We start from the raw sequence: 16,947 nt of genomic DNA, 5'->3' as shown, positions 1-16,947 counted from the left end.
ACACGCAAGGTGGACGGTGGCCTCGTTGCGCTGCAGGAGCGCCTCCAGCATTCGTTCTCGGACCCGCGGCTGCTTCAGCTCGCGCTGACGCACCGCAGCTTCTCCGCCGACCACAACGAGCGCCTCGAGTTCCTCGGCGACTCGGTGCTCAACCTCGCGGTTTCGCACCTGCTCTACATCCGGCTTTCGGCGCTGCCCGAGGGCGACCTTTCCCGCGTGCGGGCCAATCTGGTCAAGCAGGACACGCTGCACCAGCTGGCGGTCGACCTGGCGCTGTCGCCGCTGTTGCGGCTCGGGGAAGGCGAGGCACGCTCGGGTGGCCCGAACCGGCCCTCGATCCTGGCCGACGCGCTCGAGGCGCTGATCGGCGCGGTCTACCTCGACGCCGGCTTCGCCGCCGCCGAGGCGCTGGTGCATCGGCTCTACGACGCGGTCGAGATCAATCCGCGAATGCAGGCTGCGGCCAAAGACCCGAAGACCGAATTGCAGGAATGGCTCCAGGGCCACAAAATGAAGTTGCCGGCGTATCGCGTGGTGGACACGCTCGGCGCAGCGCACAAGCAGACCTTCGATGTCGAGTGCGAAGTGCCGGAGCTGGGCCTGCGCGAGCGCGGCATCGGTGGCTCGCGCCGCGCCGGCGAGCAGGCCGCCGCGGCGGCCATGTTGATCCGGCTCAAGGCACGCGGCGCCGCGTGAAACCAGAATGAACGACGTAATCGACTCAGCAGCAGCAGACGCCCCGGAGCCTCCGGCCGGTCCGAACGCAAGCGGTCCGCAGCACTGCGGGCTGGTGGCCATCGTCGGCAAGCCCAACGTGGGCAAGTCGACGCTGCTCAATGCGCTGGTCGGCCAGAAGATCAGCATCACCTCGCGCAAGGCGCAAACCACGCGGCACCGCATCACGGGCATGCGCACGCGGGGGGCGACGCAGTTCGTGTTCGTCGACACGCCGGGCTTCCAGACCCTGCATGCCAACGCGCTCAACAAGTCGCTCAACAAGACCGTGCAGGGGGCCGTGGGCGACGTGGACCTGATCCTCTTCGTGGTCGAGGCCGGGAGCTTCACGCCCGCCGACGAGCGCGTGCTCAAGCTGCTCGGCAAGGGCATTCCCACGGTGCTGCTCGCCAACAAGCTCGACAACGTGCACCGCCGCGGCGACATCGCCCCCTGGCTGCAGCAGATGCAGCAGAAGCACGCTTTCACCGAATTCGTGCCGATGTCGGCCAAGAATGCCAAGGACGTCGAGCGCCTGTTCGGCGTCTGCGAGAAATACCTGCCCGAGCAGCCCTGGTTCTACGCCGAGGACGAACTGACCGACCGCAGCGAGAAATTCCTCGCGGGCGAGCTGGTGCGCGAGAAACTGTTTCGTCTGACCGGCGATGAGCTGCCCTACACCTCGACGGTCATCATCGACAAGTTCGAGGAAGAGCCGCCGCAGAAGAAGGGGCAGAAGCGCCTGCTGCGCATCGCCGCGACCATCGTCGTCGAGCGCGACGGCCACAAGGCCATGGTCATCGGCGACAAAGGCGAGCGCATCAAGCGCATCGGCATGGAAACGCGGGTCGAGCTCGAAAAACTCGCCGACGCGAAGGTCTTCCTCGAGCTGTGGGTGAAGGTGCGCTCCGGCTGGGCCGACGACGAAGCCCGCGTGCGCTCCTTCGGCTACGAATGAAGTGGCGACGGCTGCCCACCGCGTTTCGCACGAACCGGCGTACGTGCTCCACCGCTACGACTGGAGCGAGTCGAGCCTGATCCTCGAGGTCTTCACGCGGCACCACGGGCGCATCGCGCTGGTGGCCAAGGGCGCGAAGCGGCCGAGTTCCAATTTCAGGCCGGTGCTGCTGCCGCTGCAGCCACTGCAGCTCAACTACGGCGGCGACGCCGAGATCCGCACCCTTAAAGGTGCCGAATGGATGGGCGGCCATGTCATGCCCACGGGCGAGGCGCTGCTCTCGGGCTATTACGTCAACGAGCTGCTGCTGCGCCTGCTCGCGCGCGACGATCCCCACGAAGCGCTGTTCGACGCCTATGCCGGCGTGGTGCAGGTGCTTGCCGGCGACCATGCCGGTGCGCAGGCGGCCACCCAGGCCGCGGCGCTGCGCGCCTTCGAATTGCTGCTGCTGCGTGAAGTGGGCTTGCTGCCTTCGCTCGATGTCCAGACGCTGACGCTCGAGCCGCTCTCGGCCGACGCGCACTACAGTCTGGTGCCCGAAGCCGGCCTCCGGCTTGCGGCCGGCGGCGAAGCGGCGCTGCGCGGCACCGACTGGCGGTCGCTGCAGGCCGTGCTCGACGACCGGGCGCCGTTCACGGCCACGCTGCGCGAGATCGCGAATCTGGACGCCGGCAGCAACGGTGCGTTGAGAAACCAGCTGCGCCCTCTGCTCAACTACCATTGCGGTGTGTCCACGCTGCGTACGCGGCAGATGATGAGAGATTTGCAAGCCCTATGAGCACTTCCGGCCCAACGACCACCTCGCTGTCGGTCAATCTCAACAAGGTAGCGCTGGTGCGCAACACCCGCCAGCTCGGCATTCCGAGCGTGGTGGCCGCCGCCGAGGCCTGCCTCGCGGCCGGCGCGCAGGGCATCACGGTGCATCCGCGGCCCGACGCGCGCCACATACGCGCGCACGACGTGCACGACCTGGCGGCACTGCTCGCCGCAAAGTGGCCGGCCATCGAGTTCAACATCGAAGGCAACCCGTTCCACAACCTGATGGACTTCGTGCGCGAACAGAAGCCGCACCAGGCCACCTTCGTGCCCGACAGCGAAACGCAGTCGACCAGCGACCACGGCTGGAGCTTCCCGGAGGACGCCGAGCGCCTGCGCCCGGTGATTGCCGAAGCGCGTGCGCTCGGCGTGCGCGTGAGCCTCTTCATGGACCCGATTCCCGAGATGATGGCCGCGGCCAAAGCCGTGGGCGCCGACCGCGTCGAGCTGTACACCGAGGGCTATGCCGCTGCGCGCGGCACCGCCGGCGAAGAGGCCGTGCTTGCGCGCTACGCCCAAGCGGCGCGCGCGGCGCAGGCCGCCGGCCTGGGAGTCAATGCCGGGCACGACCTTAGCCGCGACAACCTCACGCCTTTCTTGCGCGCCGTGCGCGGTGTGCACGAGGTCTCGATCGGCCATGCATTCATCGCCGATGCGCTCGAGCTCGGCTATGCCGCCACCACGCGGGCCTACCTGCGCTGCATCGCCGACGCGTCATGATCTACGGCATCGGCACCGACATCTGCGACGTGCGGCGCATCGCCGCGACCTTCGAGCGCCAGGGCGAGCGTTTTGCCGAGCGCGTGCTGAGCGAGGCCGAATTCGTGGTCTGGAAGGGCCGCAGCGCGCGCTGGCCGAAGCGCGGCCTGAGCTATCTCGCCACCCGCTTTTCCGCCAAGGAGGCATTCAGCAAGGCGATCGGCATGGGCATGCGCATGCCGATGAGCTGGCGCCTGTGCGAGATCGCGAACCTGCGAAGCGGCAAGCCGGTGATCGTGCTGCATGGCGAACTCAAGCGGTGGTTCGAGGCCCAGGGCCTCACGGCGCACGTCACCGTGACCGACGAGACCGACTATGCGGCGAGCTTCGTCGTGGTGGAGAAGGCATGACGGCCGCAAGGGCGCCGCGCAACGGCGGCCATGCGCCGCTGATCATCGACGTGGCGGGCACCGAACTCACCGATGCCGACCGCCGCCGCGTGCGCGATCCGCTGGTGGGTGGCGTGATCCATTTCGCCCGCAACTGGCACGACCGTGCCCAGATGACCGCGCTCAACGCCGAGTTGAAGGCCATCCGGCCCGACCTGCTGATTTGCGTGGACCACGAAGGTGGCCGGGTCCAGCGCTTTCGCACTGACGGTTTCACGCGCCTGCCGTCGATGCGGGCGCTGGGCGAACTGTGGATGCGCGATGCCATGCGCGCCACCCAGGCCGCGACCGCGGCAGGGCAGGTGCTGGCCGCGGAGCTGCGCGCCTGCGATGTCGACTTCAGCTTCGCGCCGGTGCTCGACCTCGACCACGGCGGCAGCGGCGTGATCGGCGACCGCAGCTTCCACCGCGATCCGCGCGTGGTGGCCATGTTGGCCAAGAGTGTGGCACACGGCATGCTGCAGGCCGGCATGGCCAACTGCGGCAAGCACTTTCCGGGACACGGTTTCGTCAAGGCCGATTCGCACGTCGAGATTCCGGTCGACCGGCGCGGCCTCAAGGCCATCCTCGCGGACGACGCGCGACCGTTCGAATGGCTCGCCGGCACGCTCACGGCCGTGATGCCCGCGCATGTGATCTATCCCAAGGTCGACAAGCGACCCGCGGGGTTCTCGCGCAAATGGCTGAAGGATGTGCTGCGCGAGCGGCTGGCCTTCGACGGCGCCATCTTCAGTGACGACCTGAGCATGGAAGCGGGGCGCTACATCGACGGCGAACTGCTGAGCTACGCCGACGCGGCACTTGCGGCGCTCGATGCGGGCTGCGATCTTGCGATGCTTTGCAACCAGAGCGTCGGCGATGGTGCGGCGCTCGATGGGCTGCTCGACGGTTTCCAGTCGGCAGCGAGGACGGGACGCTGGCACCCCGATGCGGCCAGCGAGGCGCGGCGGCGGGCGCTGCTCCCCGGTGCTTCGCCGCTCGGTTGGCAGGCGCTGGCCGGATCGCCAGGGTACCGGCACGCCCGGCAAGTGCTGGCGAAGGCGGAGCTGGCCGCTGCGCAGGGCGTCTAGCCTGCGAGCGGATTCGCCCACAGGCGTTCGCCGCCCGTCTCCAGGTGCGTCAGGTAAAGCCGCACGTCGAATTCCAGCCGGTGGTAGTCGGGCGCCATGTGCTCGCACAGCGCATAGAAACTCTTGTCGTGCTCGCGCTCCTTCATGTGCGCGAGTTCATGCACCACGATCATGCGCAGCCATTCGAGTGGCACTTCCCTGAACAGGGTCGCGACGCGGATTTCGCGTTTGGCCTTGAGCTTGTTGCCCTGAACGCGCGAGACGGTGGTGTGCGTGCCGAGTGCGTTGCGGATCACATGGAGCTTGCTGTCGAATGCCACCTTCGACAGCGGCGGGGCCTTGCGCATGAAGTCGTTCTTGAGCGCACTCACGTATTCGTAGAGCGCGCGGTCGGTCTGCACGTCGTGCATCGGCCCCGGATAGCGCTTCTGCAGCAGGGGCCCCAGCCCGTCGGTCGCCACGAGCTGCTGGACCTGCGCCAGCAACGCGGGGGGATAGCCCGCGAGGTACTTCATGCAGCCGATCCGGCGCAGGCGAGCCCGGTGGCCACGCCGCCGAACAGATCGCCCTCGACCAGCGGCACGCCGGCAAAGCTCTTGCGCAGCGCCTGCTGGAACGGCCGCAAGGCCGAGGAGCCGCCGGTCAGGTAGATCGCGTCGAGGTCGCCGCTGCGCAGGCCCGCGCGCCGCACGCAGGCATGTGCGCAGGCGACCACGTCGTCGAGCAGGGACGACAGCTGCTGCGCCATGTCGGCGGGCGAGAGCGAGGCCGACAGGTTGCGCTCGGCGCACGACAGGTCGATCTCGGCGCTTGCGTCCTGCACCGAGGCGGCGATCTTCGCCTGCTCGACCTCGCTGGCGATCCGGTGGCCGTGCCGCTCCTCGAGCACCGTCATGAGCCGGTCGTGCAACCGCGTGTCGGCGTAGCTGGAACGCAAATCCTTCGCCTGCCGCAGCGCCTTGGCGGCATAGAGCCAATTGATCAGGTGCCAGGACGACAGGTCGAAAAAGACCTTGCTCGGCACTTCGCGGCCCTGCGCGCCGGTGTGGCGGAATCCGAATGCGGGCATCACGCGGTCGAGGTTGAGGCGTTGGTCGAAATCGGTCCCGCCGATGTGCACGCCGCTGGTGGCGAGCACGTCGCCGCTGCGGTCGTCGCGCTCCGCACGCTCGGGGCTGACGCGCACGACCGTGAAGTCGGAGGTGCCGCCGCCGACGTCGACGATCAGCACCAGCGATTCCTTGGCGATGCGCTGCTCGTAGTCGAAGGCCGCCGCGATCGGCTCGAGCTGGAACGCGATGTCATTGAAGCCCGCCGCGCGCGCTGCGTGGCGCAGGCTCTCCTCGGCCCGCTCGTCGCGCTTCGCATCGCCGTCGACGAAATGAACCGGGCGCCCGATCACCACGCGCTCGGGCGTGCGCCCCAGCTCGCGGCCCGCACGGACGGCGAGCTCGCGCAGGAAACGCGCAATGATGTCTTCGAAGCTCACAAGGCCGTCGTAGATGGCGGTCTTCTCCTGCATCAGCGGACTGCCCAGCAGGCTCTTGAGCGAGCGCATCAGTCGGCCTTCTACGCCCGCGAGGTACAGCGCAATGGCATCGCGGCCGAAGTGGGTGCTGCGGTCCTCGGCGTTGAAGAAGATCGCGGTCGGCAGCGTGGTCGCGGTGCCCTCGACCGGCAGCAGCCGCACCGCGCCGTCGATGCGGCAGGCGACGGCTGAATTGGAGGTGCCGAAGTCGATGCCGATCGTCGGCAGCGACGACGGGGAACGCACGCTCAAGCTTCCCTGCGCAGCGCCGGGAACAGGATCACGTCGCGGATGCTCGGTGAATCCGTCAGCAGCATCATCAGCCGGTCGATGCCGATGCCGCAGCCGCCGGTGGGCGGCATGCCGTACTCGAGCGCCCGCACGAAATCGTGGTCGTAGTACATGGCTTCATCGTCGCCGCTGTCCTTGGCGGCCACCTGCGCGTTGAAGCGCGCGGCCTGGTCCTCGGCATCGTTGAGCTCGCTGAAGCCATTGCCGAATTCGCGCCCGGTGATGTAGAGCTCGAAGCGCTCGGTGACCTCGGGCCGGTCGTCGTTGGCGCGTGCCAGCGGCGAGATCTCGGTCGGGTGTTCCATGATGAAGGTGGGCTGCCAGAGCTTTTCTTCCACCGTCTCTTCGAAGTACATGACCTGCAGGCTCGCGAGGCTGCGCTGCGAGAGCTTGTCCTTTTCTTCGCTGAAGCCGAGCTTGCGCAATGCGTTGACCAGCCACGCGCTGTCGTCCACGCCCTGCGCCACGTCCGCGGCGTCGGTGTACTTGAGGATCGCCTCGCGGATCGTCAGCCGCTCGAAGGGCTGCGTCAGGTCGACCGGCTTTCCCTGGTAGGTGAGCTGCTGGGTGCCTACGGCCTTGTCGGCGATGGTGCGGATCAGCGTCTCGGTGAAGTCCATCAGGTCGCGGTAGTTCCAGTAGGCCGCGTAGAACTCCATCATCGTGAACTCGGGGTTGTGCCGTACCGAGATGCCTTCGTTGCGGTAGCTCCGGTTGATCTCGAACACGCGCTCGAAGCCGCCGACGATCAGGCGCTTCAGGTACAGCTCGGGCGCGATGCGCAGGAACATCTCCTGGTCGAGCGCGTTGTGGTGCGTCTTGAACGGCTTGGCGTTCGCGCCGCCCGGAATCGGGTGCAGCATCGGCGTCTCGACCTCGAGAAAGTCGTTCGCCACCATGAACTCGCGCAGCGCGCTCACGGCCTTGCTGCGCGCGGTGAAGCGCACGCGGGCGGTTTCGTCGGTGATCAGGTCGACATAGCGCTGGCGGTACTTCTGCTCCTGGTCGACCATGCCGTGAAACTTGTCGGGCAGCGGACGCAGGCTCTTGGTGAGCAGGCGCAGCGTGGTCACCTTGACCGACAGCTCGCCGGTCTTGGTCTTCATCAGCGTGCCTTCGGCGCCGACGATGTCGCCGAGGTCCCAGCGCTTGAAGTCCGCATAGACCTCCTCGCCAACCGCGTCACGCGTCACGTAGAGCTGGATGCGGCCGGTGGCGTCCTGCAGGGTCGCGAAGCTGGCCTTGCCCATCACGCGCTTGAGCATCATGCGCCCCGCCACGCTCACGGCCACGGCCTTCGCTTCGAGCGCCTCGGCTTCGACGGCGCCATGCGCCTCGACGAGCGCGGCGGCACGGTGGCCGGGCTTGAAGTCGTTGGGAAATGCAACGCCCTTGCCCTCGGCCTGCGCGGCGCGCAGCAGCTTGAGCTTTTCGCGGCGCTCCGCGATGAGCTGGTTGTCGTCGGCGGCCGGTGCGGCGGGCGCTACTGCGGCGGGCGTGGGAATGGGGGGAGTCAGGTGATCGGACATGGAAGGCGGGGAGGGCGCATCGGGAGCGTGCGCAACCGCGCATTTTAGCCGATGAAGTCCGGGCCGAACCGGCCAGAAAAGCCCGTCAATGCTGTGCGATCTGCTATTTAAAAGGTAGCGCCTTAGCCAGTGATGCCCGTGCGTGCGAGAAGATCGCTGACCAGTTCGAGGCGCATCAGCGGGCTCTCGAGTTCCATGAGCCGCTGCCGCAGTTCGAGTTGCATGGGCACGAGTTCGCACCAGCGGTTGGCGACCCAGCCGCAATCGTCGAAGCGGTAGGGCGCGCCGATCGGCAGCCGCACGGCCTCGGCACCCTGGGCGCTGCGGCGTTCCTCGAGGGTGTCGACCAGGCGGCGCAGGGCGGTGGCGGTGTGCGCGAGGTCGGCCGGGATCTCGAGTGCCATGTCGTCGGCCAGGCCTTCGACTTCGGCAACCCACAGGCCGTGCTTCTGCATTTCGGTTTCGCGCACGCGGAAGCGCTGGGTGCCCACGCATTCGATCTGGAGCAGCCCGCTCTGTGGCGATTCGAACTCGCGGATGACGGCCAGGGTGCCGATGGCCGCGAAGCGCTCGGCCTCGGCACCAGGCTTGCGCACCTCGCTGCCGCTCGTCAGGCTGACCACGCCGAAGGGGGCGTCGGCCCGGCGGCATTTGCCGACCATGTCGAGGTAGCGGACCTCGAAGATCCGCAGCGGCAGCACACCGCCCGGAAACAGCACGGTGCCGAGCGGGAATAATGGAAGTGAATGCAAAAGGGGCTGTTTCGTCATCGAGCGGTCTCGCATGGCTATCATCGCATTCCCCTCACGATGCCGTCCCATGCTCTACCAGATTCCCTCGTTTCTTCTCGATGTGATCGTCGGCCTGCTCGGCGGCGCCTGCCTGCTGCGCCTGTACATGCAGTACCACCGCGTGCCGTTCGGCAATCCGCTCGGTCGTTTCATCTTTGCGGTCACCGACTGGATCGTGCTGCCGCTGCGGCGGATCGTGCCGTCGGTGAAGCGCTGGGACCTCGCGAGCGGGATCGCGGCCTGGCTGCTGGTGCTTGCCAAGTTCCTGCTGCTCTGGCTCCTGATCGGCAACCTGGGCCGGCTCATTGCGCTGCCGCTGGTGTCGTTCGTGGGTCTGCTTCAGTTGGCCGTTTCGGGGCTGACGGCGTTGCTCGTGGTGTACGCCGTGCTGTCATGGATACCGGGCGCTTCGCCGATGCTGCTCGACCTGATTTCGCGGCTCGCGGAACCGCTGGTACGGCCGTTGCGCCGCTTCATCCCGCTGCTCGGCGGAGTGGACCTGTCGCCGCTGGTCGCGATCGTGCTGTTGCAGGTGGTCGCGATCGTGCTGGGCAACCTGCTGGTCTGGGCCTACCGGCTGGGCTGAACAGGGCTCGCGCCCCGTTGCCCTGCCGGGCAGCGCGCGTTCAAAGGACCGCGTCGGCTGGCTGGCGCAGCAGCATCGCCAGTGTGCTGGCCATGGTCTTGCGCAGTTCGCGGCGGTCGCAGATGAAGTCGATCGCGCCCTTGGTCTGCAGGAACTCCGCGCGCTGGAAGCCTTCGGGCAGCGTCACACGCACGGTCGATTCGATCACGCGCGGGCCGGCAAAGCCGATCAGCGCCTTGGGCTCGGCAATGACCACGTCGCCCACGAACGCAAAACCGGCCGAGACGCCGCCCATGGTCGGGTCGGTCAGCACGCTGATGTAGGGCAGGCCCTTCTTGGCCAGGCGCGTGAGCGCTGCATTGGTCTTGGCCATCTGCATCAGCGACAGCAGGCCTTCCTGCATGCGCGCGCCGCCGGTCGCGGTGAAGCAGATGAAGGGCACCTTCTGCTCGATGGCGGTCTCGACGCCCCGCACGAAGCGCTCGCCGACCACGCTGCCCATGCTGCCGCCCATGAACTCGAACTCGAAGCAGGCCACGACCACGCTGATGCTGTGGACGGAGCCGCCCATGACGACCAGCGCGTCGGTCTCGCCGGTGTTCTCGAGGGCTTCCTTGAGCCGCTCGGGATAGCGGCGGCTGTCCTTGAACTTGAGTGCATCGACGGGAAGCACTTCCTGGGCGAGCTCGTAGCGGCCCTCGGCGTCCAGGAAGGCATCGAGCCGCGCGCGCGCGCCGATGCGGTGATGGTGGCTGCAGCTCGGGCAGACGTTCTGGTTGTGCTCGAGATCGGTCTTGTAGAGCACCGTCTCGCAGGCCGGGCATTTGATCCACAGGCCTTCGGGCACCTGGCGGCGCTCCGAAGGGTCGGTCTGGGCGATCTTGGCGGGTAGCAGTTTTTCAAGCCAGCTCATGGGCAATCCTCGGGGTCAGGGCAGCGGCGATTATCGGCCAGCCGCGTTCTTGGGGGTAGCCGCGGGCAGAGCATCGAGCGCCTCGCGGATTTCGGACAGGAATTCACGCACCACCGGCACCACCTGCTCGCGTGGTTGCCCGTCGATCAGCTGGATGATCTTGGTGCCGATCACGACGGCGTCCGCCGCCGAACCGACCGCCTGCGCAGTGCGCGCGTCGCGGATGCCGAAGCCCACGCCCACCGGGATGCTCACATGTTCGCGGATGCGCGGGATCATCTGGCCGACCGCCTCGGTGTCGAGGTGGCCGGCGCCGGTGACGCCCTTGAGCGAGACGTAGTAGACGTAGCCGCTCGCGATGCGCGCCACCTGCGCCATGCGCTCGCTCGTGCTGGTGGGCGCGAGCAGGAAGATCAAGTCGATGCCGGCCGCCTTGAGGTCGGCGGCGAAGTCCTCGCATTCTTCCGGTGGGTAGTCGACCACGAGGAGGCCGTCGACGCCGGCGGCGGCGGCATCGCGAATGAAGGCCTTCGGGCCATGCACGAGGTCGTAGCGCTCGACCGGGTTGGCATAGCCCATCAGCACCACCGGCGTCGTCGCATCATCCTGGCGGAAGGCGGCGACCATCGCGAGCACCTGCTTCATGCCCACGCCCATGGCCAGCGCCGCTTCACCGGCCTTCTGGATCACGGGGCCGTCGGCCATCGGGTCGGAGAACGGCACGCCGAGCTCGATCACGTCGGCGCCCGCGGCCACCATGCCGTGCATCAGCGCCGGTGTGATGTCGGCATAGGGAAAGCCGGCGGTGACGTAGGGGATGAGGGCGCGGCGCCCGTCCTTTTTCAGTGCGTCGAAGGTGGCGGCAATACGGCTCATCATTTGCCTCCCTTCACGCTCAGCCCGCGCATCGAGGGCCGGTCGTAGAAGTCGACGCCCGAAAGATCGGCCACGGTGCCGATGTCCTTGTCGCCGCGCCCCGAGAGGTTCACGAGGATCGACTGGTCGGGCCGCATGGTCTTGGCGAGCTTGAGCGCGTACGCCACCGCGTGGCTCGATTCGAGCGCGGGGATGATGCCTTCGGTGCGGCACAGGTAGTGGAAGGCCTCGAGCGCTTCGGTGTCGGTGATGCCCACGTATTCGGCGCGGCCGATGTCGGCCAGGTGTGCATGTTCGGGGCCTACGCCCGGGTAGTCGAGGCCCGCGCTGATGCTGTGCGTTTCAGTGACCTGGCCGTCCTCGTTCTGCAGCAGGTAGGTGCGGTTGCCGTGCAGCACGCCCGGGCTGCCACGCAGGATCGATGCCGCGTGCTTGCCGCTGTCGAGGCCTTCGCCGGCGGCTTCCACGCCGATGAGCCGCGTGCCCGCGAAGGGGATGTACGGATGAAAGATGCCGATGGCGTTGCTGCCGCCGCCCACGCAGGCGATCACCACGTCGGGCTGCCGGCCCTCGGCTTCGCCGGTGATGCCCTGCGCCGCCAGCATGGCGGGCATCTGCTCGACGCATTCGGTGCCGATCACGCTCTGGAAGTCGCGCACCATCGTCGGGTAAGGGTGCGGGCCCGCCACCGTGCCGATGATGTAGAAGGTGTTTTCCACGTTCGTGACCCAGTCGCGCATGGCCTCGTTGAGCGCGTCCTTCAGCGTCTGGCTGCCCGAGTCGACCGGCACCACCGTGGCGCCGAGCAGGTTCATGCGGTAGACGTTTGGGCTCTGGCGCTTCACGTCCTGGCTGCCCATGTAGACCACGCACTCGAGCCCGTAGCGCGCGCAGATCGTCGCCGTGGCCACGCCGTGCTGGCCGGCACCGGTCTCGGCGATGACGCGGGGCTTGCCCATGCGGCGCGCGAGCATCGCCTGGCCGATCACGTTGTTGATCTTGTGCGCGCCGGTGTGGTTGAGGTCTTCGCGCTTCAGGTAGATCTGGGCGCCGCCCATCTCGCGGCTCGTGCGCGCGGCGTGGTAGATCGGCGAGGGGCGGCCGACGAAGTGCTTGAGCTCATAGTGAAATTCCGCGAGGAACGCTGGATCGTCCTTGCACTTCGCATAGGCGTCGCGCAGTTCATTGATCGCGTGGGTGAGCGTTTCGCTCGCGAAGCTGCCGCCGTAACGGCCGAAATGGCCGCTGGCATCGGGTTGCTGGTAATTGCTTTGCATGGTTCTCGATCGGTGGGCCGCGGCCCGATCGCGATCGGGAAGCGGCGGCTAACTGGAGGAGAAGGACGCGTCGGCCGCCCTGGCGGCTGCAACGAATTGCCGGATCTTGGCGGCGTCCTTCAGGCCCTTGTTTCCCGGGCCGTCGATTTCGACGCCCGAGCTCACATCAACGGACAGCGACTTGCAGCGCGTCCGCAGGATGCGAATGCCATCGCTCACGTTTGCAGGTGTGAGCCCACCACTCAAGACGAGGTGAGCGTCGACGGCGGGTGGAAGAAGTGACCAATCGAATGCCTTGCCGCCACCGCCATAACCTTCGACATGCGCGTCGAGCAGGATGGCCTGGGCGTGGGAGTAATCGGAAGCGTATTTTACGAGGTCGAAGGCCACGCCGGCAGCCCCCATGGGAATCCGGGCGGCGCGCATGTAGCGAAACCGCCCTTGGCCTGCGGCCTCGTTGCACTGCAACGGGGTCTCGTCGCCATGGAACTGCGCGATGGCGCCGTTCACGCGGGCGAGTGATTCCACCACCCTGGGCGCCGCCTCGTTGACGAACAGCAGCACCGGCGTCACGAAGGGCGGCAGCCGCGACGCCAGTTCGGCCGCGCGCTCGGCCGTGACCGCGCGCGGGCTGGCGGCGTAGAGCACGAAGCCCACGGCGTCGGCACCGGCCTCGACCGCCGCATCCACGTCGGCCTCACGCGTGAGGCCACAGATCTTGATGCGGGTGCGGGCTGCGCTCATGGCGGGCCATCATAAGCAGCGCCGCCGCCCTGCAGCGTGGCTTCGGCCGGCAGACCCCACCGGGCGTCGTACAACGGCCCGAGGAAATACAGCCCATTCGCGGAAAAGGTAGGCGCCGCGACCTTGCGGCTGCGGGCCTCGAGCACTTCGGTAATCCACTCGGGCCGCTCGTCGCCGCGGCCGATGCGCACCAGGCAGCCCATCAGGTTGCGGATCATGTGGTGCAGGAAGGCGTCGGCCTCGAACTCGAAGTGCCAGCGGCAGCGCTCGCCGTCGCCGCGGCGCGTGATCTCGATGCGCCGCAGGTCCTTGACAGGCGAGAGGGCCTGGCAGGCCGAGGCGCGGAACGAGCTGAAGTCGTGCCGGCCCACCAGCTGTGCCGCCGCGGCGCGCATTGCGTCGCCGTCGAGCGGGTACATCGACCAGCCGACCCTGCCTGCATCGAGGCTGGGTCGCACGGGCGACTGCGAGAGCACGTAGACGTAGCGGCGGGCCAGGGCGCTGGCTCGGCAATGGAATTCGTCAGGCACCGGGTGCGCCCACTGCACCGCGATGTCGTCGGGCAGGTAGCGGTTGGTGCCGCGCATCCAGGAGACGTTGTCGCGTGCGATGTCGGTGTCGAAGTGCACCACCTGCATCAGCGCATGCACGCCGGCGTCGGTGCGGCCGGCGCACAGCGTGCTGACCCTGCTGCCTGCGGACAGCCCGGCGAACTTCGCGAGCGCGGCTTCGAGCTTGTCCTGCACCGTGCGGCCCGAGCGCTGGCTTTGCCAGCCCTCGTATGCCTGCCCGTTGTAGCGGATGCCGAGCGCGAGCCTCACGAATTCAGGAAGAACAAGGCGGCGGGCGGCTCATCGCAGCTCGGCGAGGAGCTGCCGGGCCTGCGACTGGACGTCGCCGGCGCTTTCGGCTTCGACTTCCTCGACCAGCGAGCGGGCGCCTTCGACGTCGCCGATCGCCTGCAGTTCGCGCGCCAGCGACAGCTTGACTGCATGCGGGCTGTCTTCGTCGTCCTCGTCCAGGCTCGGCTCCGCGCGCAGCGTCGCCCCGGTGGCGGCGTTGCTGTTGCTGCTGTCGGCCGCCGGACGGGCCGGAAGGCCGGCCAGCGCGCTCATGTCGAATTCGATGAAGCCCGAGTCGGCGGGGAGCGCGCTGCGCAGGCCGACAGGGCGCGTGTTGGGATCGACATCGCCGAGCGCCCCGGGGCGGGTTATCGGTGCCAGTGCGCCTGGCGCGGTGTCGAAGTCGTTCTCCATGTCGGCCGGCGCGATGGGCGGCTGCGCGGCGGGATGGCTGTTGCCCAGCGGCGCGACAGGCGTCGGGGCTGCATAGGCGGTCTTGGGCAGGCTGGCGCTGACCGGGGCAGGCGCAGGTGCCGGCGCAGGGGAGAGGGCCGCGGGCTGGCTCAGGTCGAGGTCGAAATCCAGCGGTGCGACCGAAGGCACGAAGGCCGGCGGTGCCGACACGGCGGGCGCCGGGGCAGGCGCAGGGGCCGGTGCTGCGGGCTTGGCTGCTGCGGCCGCGGCCAGCGCGCCGGCAAACGCAGCGCTTTCGGCCGGGCTCACGCCGCGGGCCGTGCTGCCCGCGTCGTACAGCGGGTTGCCCGGATCCAGGTCTTTGCCCATGTCGACCACACGGTTCCAGTCGGGACCGGTGCCATTGGTGAGCTTGTGTACTTCGGTGGCCAGGCCTTCGTAGGCCCGCACGTCGCGGCGCTTGGCGTGGATTTCGAGCAGCTTGAGGTGGATCGCCGTGCGCTCGGGGTTCACGCGCAGCGCTTCGCGCAGGATTTCCTCGGCCTGCAGGTCGCGACCGTAGGCGAGATACACGTCGGCTTCGGCCACCGGATCCACGTCGCCGGCATCGAGCTGGCTCGGCGAGTACGACAGCGACGAGACGGTGGAGTCGCCGCGCTGCTTGGTGTCGACCGATTCGCCGCCGCTGGCGCCGAAGAACGAGTCCTTCGGAATGCGGCTCTCGAGGAACACGCTCTCGCTCATTTCCTCGCGCCGGCGGCCGAGCACGCGGAAGAGCAGGAAGCCGACGAGCAAGGCGACCAGCGCGGCACCCGCGAGCATCAGCGGGTTGGCGAGCAGCTCTTCGAAGAAGCCGCGCTCGGGCGGTGGCGGCGGAGGGGCTGCCTTGACGACCGGCTTGGGGGGCGCAACCGGTGCGGGCGCCGCGGCACTGGCCGCCGCCGCGGGAGCGCCCGGGGTCGTTTCGGCCGTGCTCGGTGTGCCAACGGTGGCTTCGGGCGCGGCGGTGGCTGGCGCCGCGGCCGTTGCTGCTGCGGCCGGGGCTTCTGCCGCAGGCGTGGGAGCGGTCGGCGGAGTGGCGGGGGCTGCGGCCGTCGCCGGCGCGGTCACGCCCGGGTTGGGAACCGGAATGCCGGGTGCCGCAGGCGCTGCGGGCGAACCCGCAGCAGGCGCTGATCCTGCAGCAGGCGCTGACCCTGCGGGGGGCGTCACCGAACCGGTGGCGGCCTTCAGCTTGGCCAGTTCCTCGATGTTCTTGGAGAGCTCCGCGACACGGTTGCTGTTCTCCTGCGCCTGGCGCGCCTGGGCAACCTTTTCTTCGGCTGCGCGGGCTGCGGCGCTGTTCTGCGTGATGGTCAGCTTGTCGGGCGCGCTCGCTGCCGCATTGCGGTCTTCGACACTGGCCTGCAGCCTGCCCGACGCGCTGCGGTCGGCCGCGGCGACGTTCGAGGTGGGCGCGTTCTCGGCCAGGCGCCGGCGGTAGGCGCCGAAGTCCCGGCTTTGCGCGACGATGGTGCGCCGTGCCTCGGCGGCGGGTGTCGCACCCGCCTCGGTGGCGCTCGGCAGGTCGAGCACTGCACCAGCCTTCATGCGGTTGACGTTGCCACCGATGAATGCATCGGGGTTGGCCCGCAGGAGTGCGACCAGCATCTGGTCGAGCGAAACCTCGGCAGGTTTGTGGGCCGCGGCGATCCTGCCGGCGGTATCGCCGCGCTGGACGGTGAGCTGCTCGCCGCCTGTCGCGCGGGGCGGGGCGGTGGTGGCGGCACGCTGCGGCGCTGCGGCGGGCGGCGTGGCGGTGGGCGCTGGTGCGGTGGCGGGCGCAACCGGGGCAGCGGGCGCAGAAAGTGCCCGCTCTCGGCGCGCGCGTGCTGCCAGTACCTCGGGGCGTTCCACGGGCGCGCGGACCTGGGGCGACACCGGAGCAATCGGTGCGGCGGGCGCGGGCTGGCGGGTCGTCGGCGGGTCGAGCAGCACGGTGTAGTCGCGCACGATCCGGCCCGATGCGCCATTGGCTTCGAGCAGCAGGTCGATGAACGGATCGTTGAGCGGGCGGCTGCCGGTCAGCCGCACGACGTACTGGCCCCCGGCACGTCGCTGCAGCGTGGCCCTGACGTCGCTGAGCGCCGCGTTGTAGGGCACGCCGGCGTTCTTGAATGCCTCTGCGCTGGCAACCCCGATCTTCAGGCTTTCGGCCTCGGCGGCGGCCATTTCGGTCACCTCGATCTCGGCGCGCAGCGGTTCGCCCAGGGCCGACTGCACCTTCAACTGTCCGAGCGCAAAGGCGCTGGCGTCGGCGCTTCCAAGGCCCAGGACCACGGCGATGGCCGTGCCGAGCACCGAGAGACGGAGGCCATGGAGGGTCGGCGAAGGGCGAGCGGCCGATGGGCGGGCCGCGGGCAACAGATGTCTTGTCATGCTGATAGGGGGCGGCTCAGGCCCAGAAATTG

At 68.5% G+C, this 16,947-nt stretch carries 17 protein-coding genes; 7 read left to right on the top strand and 10 right to left on the bottom strand.

From position 1 onward, the window contains the following. Positions 1-9: 9 nt before the first annotated feature. The 6 genes from rnc to nagZ are packed head-to-tail and all read left to right on the top strand — an operon-like array spanning position 10 to position 4,706. The gene (gene rnc, locus AC3A6R_RS07775; RefSeq protein ID WP_487859602.1) at positions 10-696 is read left to right on the top strand and encodes a ribonuclease III; all 687 of its coding nucleotides are present in this window, start codon (positions 10-12) and stop codon (positions 694-696) included. A gap of 7 nt (positions 697-703) precedes the next feature. Next, positions 704-1,672, top strand: a complete 969-nt coding sequence (gene era / locus AC3A6R_RS07770) for a GTPase Era (RefSeq protein WP_487859603.1) — start codon at positions 704-706, stop codon at positions 1,670-1,672. A gap of 1 nt (position 1,673) precedes the next feature. After that, the gene (gene recO, locus AC3A6R_RS07765) at positions 1,674-2,450 is read left to right on the top strand and encodes a DNA repair protein RecO (RefSeq protein ID WP_487859604.1); all 777 of its coding nucleotides are present in this window, start codon (positions 1,674-1,676) and stop codon (positions 2,448-2,450) included. Continuing rightward, a complete protein-coding gene (locus AC3A6R_RS07760; RefSeq protein ID WP_487864191.1) occupies positions 2,447-3,208 on the top strand; it encodes a pyridoxine 5'-phosphate synthase in 762 nt (253 codons plus the stop codon). Before recO ends, AC3A6R_RS07760 begins: the two co-directional genes overlap by 4 nt. After that, positions 3,205-3,597 (top strand): holo-ACP synthase, encoded by a 393-nt coding sequence (gene acpS / locus AC3A6R_RS07755; RefSeq protein WP_487864190.1) that lies wholly within the window; start codon positions 3,205-3,207, stop codon positions 3,595-3,597. Before AC3A6R_RS07760 ends, acpS begins: the two co-directional genes overlap by 4 nt. Next, positions 3,594-4,706: a beta-N-acetylhexosaminidase gene (nagZ, locus tag AC3A6R_RS07750; RefSeq protein ID WP_487864189.1), complete on the top strand. Its 1,113-nt coding sequence runs from the start codon at positions 3,594-3,596 to the stop codon at positions 4,704-4,706. The genes acpS and nagZ overlap by 4 nt, the downstream gene beginning before the upstream one ends. Here nagZ and AC3A6R_RS07745 read toward each other — a convergent pair. From AC3A6R_RS07745 to AC3A6R_RS07730, 4 genes are all read right to left on the bottom strand, one after another. Further along, complete coding sequence (locus AC3A6R_RS07745; RefSeq protein WP_487864188.1) at positions 4,703-5,221, bottom strand: M48 metallopeptidase family protein; 519 nt, start codon at positions 5,219-5,221, stop codon at positions 4,703-4,705. The two genes, nagZ and AC3A6R_RS07745, sit on opposite strands and share 4 nt — an antisense overlap. After that, on the bottom strand, positions 5,218-6,486 hold the full coding sequence (locus tag AC3A6R_RS07740) for an Hsp70 family protein (RefSeq protein ID WP_487864187.1): 1,269 nt from the start codon (positions 6,484-6,486) through the stop codon (positions 5,218-5,220). The genes AC3A6R_RS07745 and AC3A6R_RS07740 overlap by 4 nt, the downstream gene beginning before the upstream one ends. Beyond that, the gene (gene lysS, locus AC3A6R_RS07735; protein ID WP_487864186.1) at positions 6,483-8,054 is read right to left on the bottom strand and encodes a lysine--tRNA ligase; all 1,572 of its coding nucleotides are present in this window, start codon (positions 8,052-8,054) and stop codon (positions 6,483-6,485) included. Before lysS ends, AC3A6R_RS07740 begins: the two co-directional genes overlap by 4 nt. Before the next feature lie 122 nt (positions 8,055-8,176). Further along, complete coding sequence (locus AC3A6R_RS07730; protein WP_487864185.1) at positions 8,177-8,824, bottom strand: LON peptidase substrate-binding domain-containing protein; 648 nt, start codon at positions 8,822-8,824, stop codon at positions 8,177-8,179. Between the two features lie 49 nt (positions 8,825-8,873). Between AC3A6R_RS07730 and AC3A6R_RS07725 the strand changes: the two genes are divergently transcribed. Then, complete coding sequence (locus AC3A6R_RS07725; protein WP_487864184.1) at positions 8,874-9,431, top strand: YggT family protein; 558 nt, start codon at positions 8,874-8,876, stop codon at positions 9,429-9,431. 40 nt (positions 9,432-9,471) lie between these two features. On the opposite strand, the gene accD is transcribed toward AC3A6R_RS07725, so the two are convergent. From accD to AC3A6R_RS07695, 6 genes are read right to left on the bottom strand one after another with little or no spacing between them, the layout of a single operon-like run. Further along, positions 9,472-10,344 carry an acetyl-CoA carboxylase, carboxyltransferase subunit beta gene (accD, locus tag AC3A6R_RS07720; protein WP_487859613.1) on the bottom strand — a complete coding sequence of 291 codons (873 nt, stop codon included), beginning with the start codon at positions 10,342-10,344 and terminating at the stop codon, positions 9,472-9,474. 30 nt (positions 10,345-10,374) lie between these two features. Further along, a complete protein-coding gene (gene trpA, locus AC3A6R_RS07715; RefSeq protein WP_487859614.1) occupies positions 10,375-11,220 on the bottom strand; it encodes a tryptophan synthase subunit alpha in 846 nt (281 codons plus the stop codon). After that, complete coding sequence (trpB, locus tag AC3A6R_RS07710) at positions 11,220-12,497, bottom strand: tryptophan synthase subunit beta (RefSeq protein WP_487859615.1); 1,278 nt, start codon at positions 12,495-12,497, stop codon at positions 11,220-11,222. The genes trpA and trpB overlap by 1 nt, the downstream gene beginning before the upstream one ends. A 48-nt stretch (positions 12,498-12,545) precedes the next feature. Continuing rightward, positions 12,546-13,241 carry a phosphoribosylanthranilate isomerase gene (locus tag AC3A6R_RS07705; protein ID WP_487864183.1) on the bottom strand — a complete coding sequence of 232 codons (696 nt, stop codon included), beginning with the start codon at positions 13,239-13,241 and terminating at the stop codon, positions 12,546-12,548. After that, positions 13,238-14,062, bottom strand: a complete 825-nt coding sequence (truA, locus tag AC3A6R_RS07700; protein WP_487859617.1) for a tRNA pseudouridine(38-40) synthase TruA — start codon at positions 14,060-14,062, stop codon at positions 13,238-13,240. The genes AC3A6R_RS07705 and truA overlap by 4 nt, the downstream gene beginning before the upstream one ends. Before the next feature lie 30 nt (positions 14,063-14,092). Continuing rightward, positions 14,093-16,915, bottom strand: coding sequence for a FimV/HubP family polar landmark protein (locus AC3A6R_RS07695; protein WP_487864182.1), 2,823 nt, complete (start codon positions 16,913-16,915; stop codon positions 14,093-14,095). Positions 16,916-16,947 lie beyond the last annotated feature (32 nt).

The organism is Variovorax sp. Soil_C_19, assembly GCF_057657255.1.
This window is presented reverse-complemented; position numbering and strand designations above follow the sequence as displayed.

What these genes read in the sequence shown, in the direction of transcription:
- era (WP_487859603.1), top strand. Translation starts at nt 704, where the DNA reads ATGAACGACGTAATCGACTCAGCAGCAGCAGACGCCCCGGAGCCTCCG.
- trpA (WP_487859614.1), bottom strand. Translation starts at nt 11,220, where the DNA reads ATGAGCCGTATTGCCGCCACCTTCGACGCACTGAAAAAGGACGGGCGC.
- AC3A6R_RS07745 (WP_487864188.1), bottom strand. Translation starts at nt 5,221, where the DNA reads ATGAAGTACCTCGCGGGCTATCCCCCCGCGTTGCTGGCGCAGGTCCAG.
- nagZ (WP_487864189.1), top strand. Translation starts at nt 3,594, where the DNA reads ATGACGGCCGCAAGGGCGCCGCGCAACGGCGGCCATGCGCCGCTGATC.
- accD (WP_487859613.1), bottom strand. Translation starts at nt 10,344, where the DNA reads ATGAGCTGGCTTGAAAAACTGCTACCCGCCAAGATCGCCCAGACCGAC.
- lysS (WP_487864186.1), bottom strand. Translation starts at nt 8,054, where the DNA reads ATGTCCGATCACCTGACTCCCCCCATTCCCACGCCCGCCGCAGTAGCG.
- AC3A6R_RS07695 (WP_487864182.1), bottom strand. Translation starts at nt 16,915, where the DNA reads ATGACAAGACATCTGTTGCCCGCGGCCCGCCCATCGGCCGCTCGCCCT.
- trpB (WP_487859615.1), bottom strand. Translation starts at nt 12,497, where the DNA reads ATGCAAAGCAATTACCAGCAACCCGATGCCAGCGGCCATTTCGGCCGT.
- AC3A6R_RS07705 (WP_487864183.1), bottom strand. Translation starts at nt 13,241, where the DNA reads ATGAGCGCAGCCCGCACCCGCATCAAGATCTGTGGCCTCACGCGTGAG.
- AC3A6R_RS07760 (WP_487864191.1), top strand. Translation starts at nt 2,447, where the DNA reads ATGAGCACTTCCGGCCCAACGACCACCTCGCTGTCGGTCAATCTCAAC.
- AC3A6R_RS07730 (WP_487864185.1), bottom strand. Translation starts at nt 8,824, where the DNA reads ATGACGAAACAGCCCCTTTTGCATTCACTTCCATTATTCCCGCTCGGC.
- acpS (WP_487864190.1), top strand. Translation starts at nt 3,205, where the DNA reads ATGATCTACGGCATCGGCACCGACATCTGCGACGTGCGGCGCATCGCC.
- AC3A6R_RS07725 (WP_487864184.1), top strand. Translation starts at nt 8,874, where the DNA reads ATGCTCTACCAGATTCCCTCGTTTCTTCTCGATGTGATCGTCGGCCTG.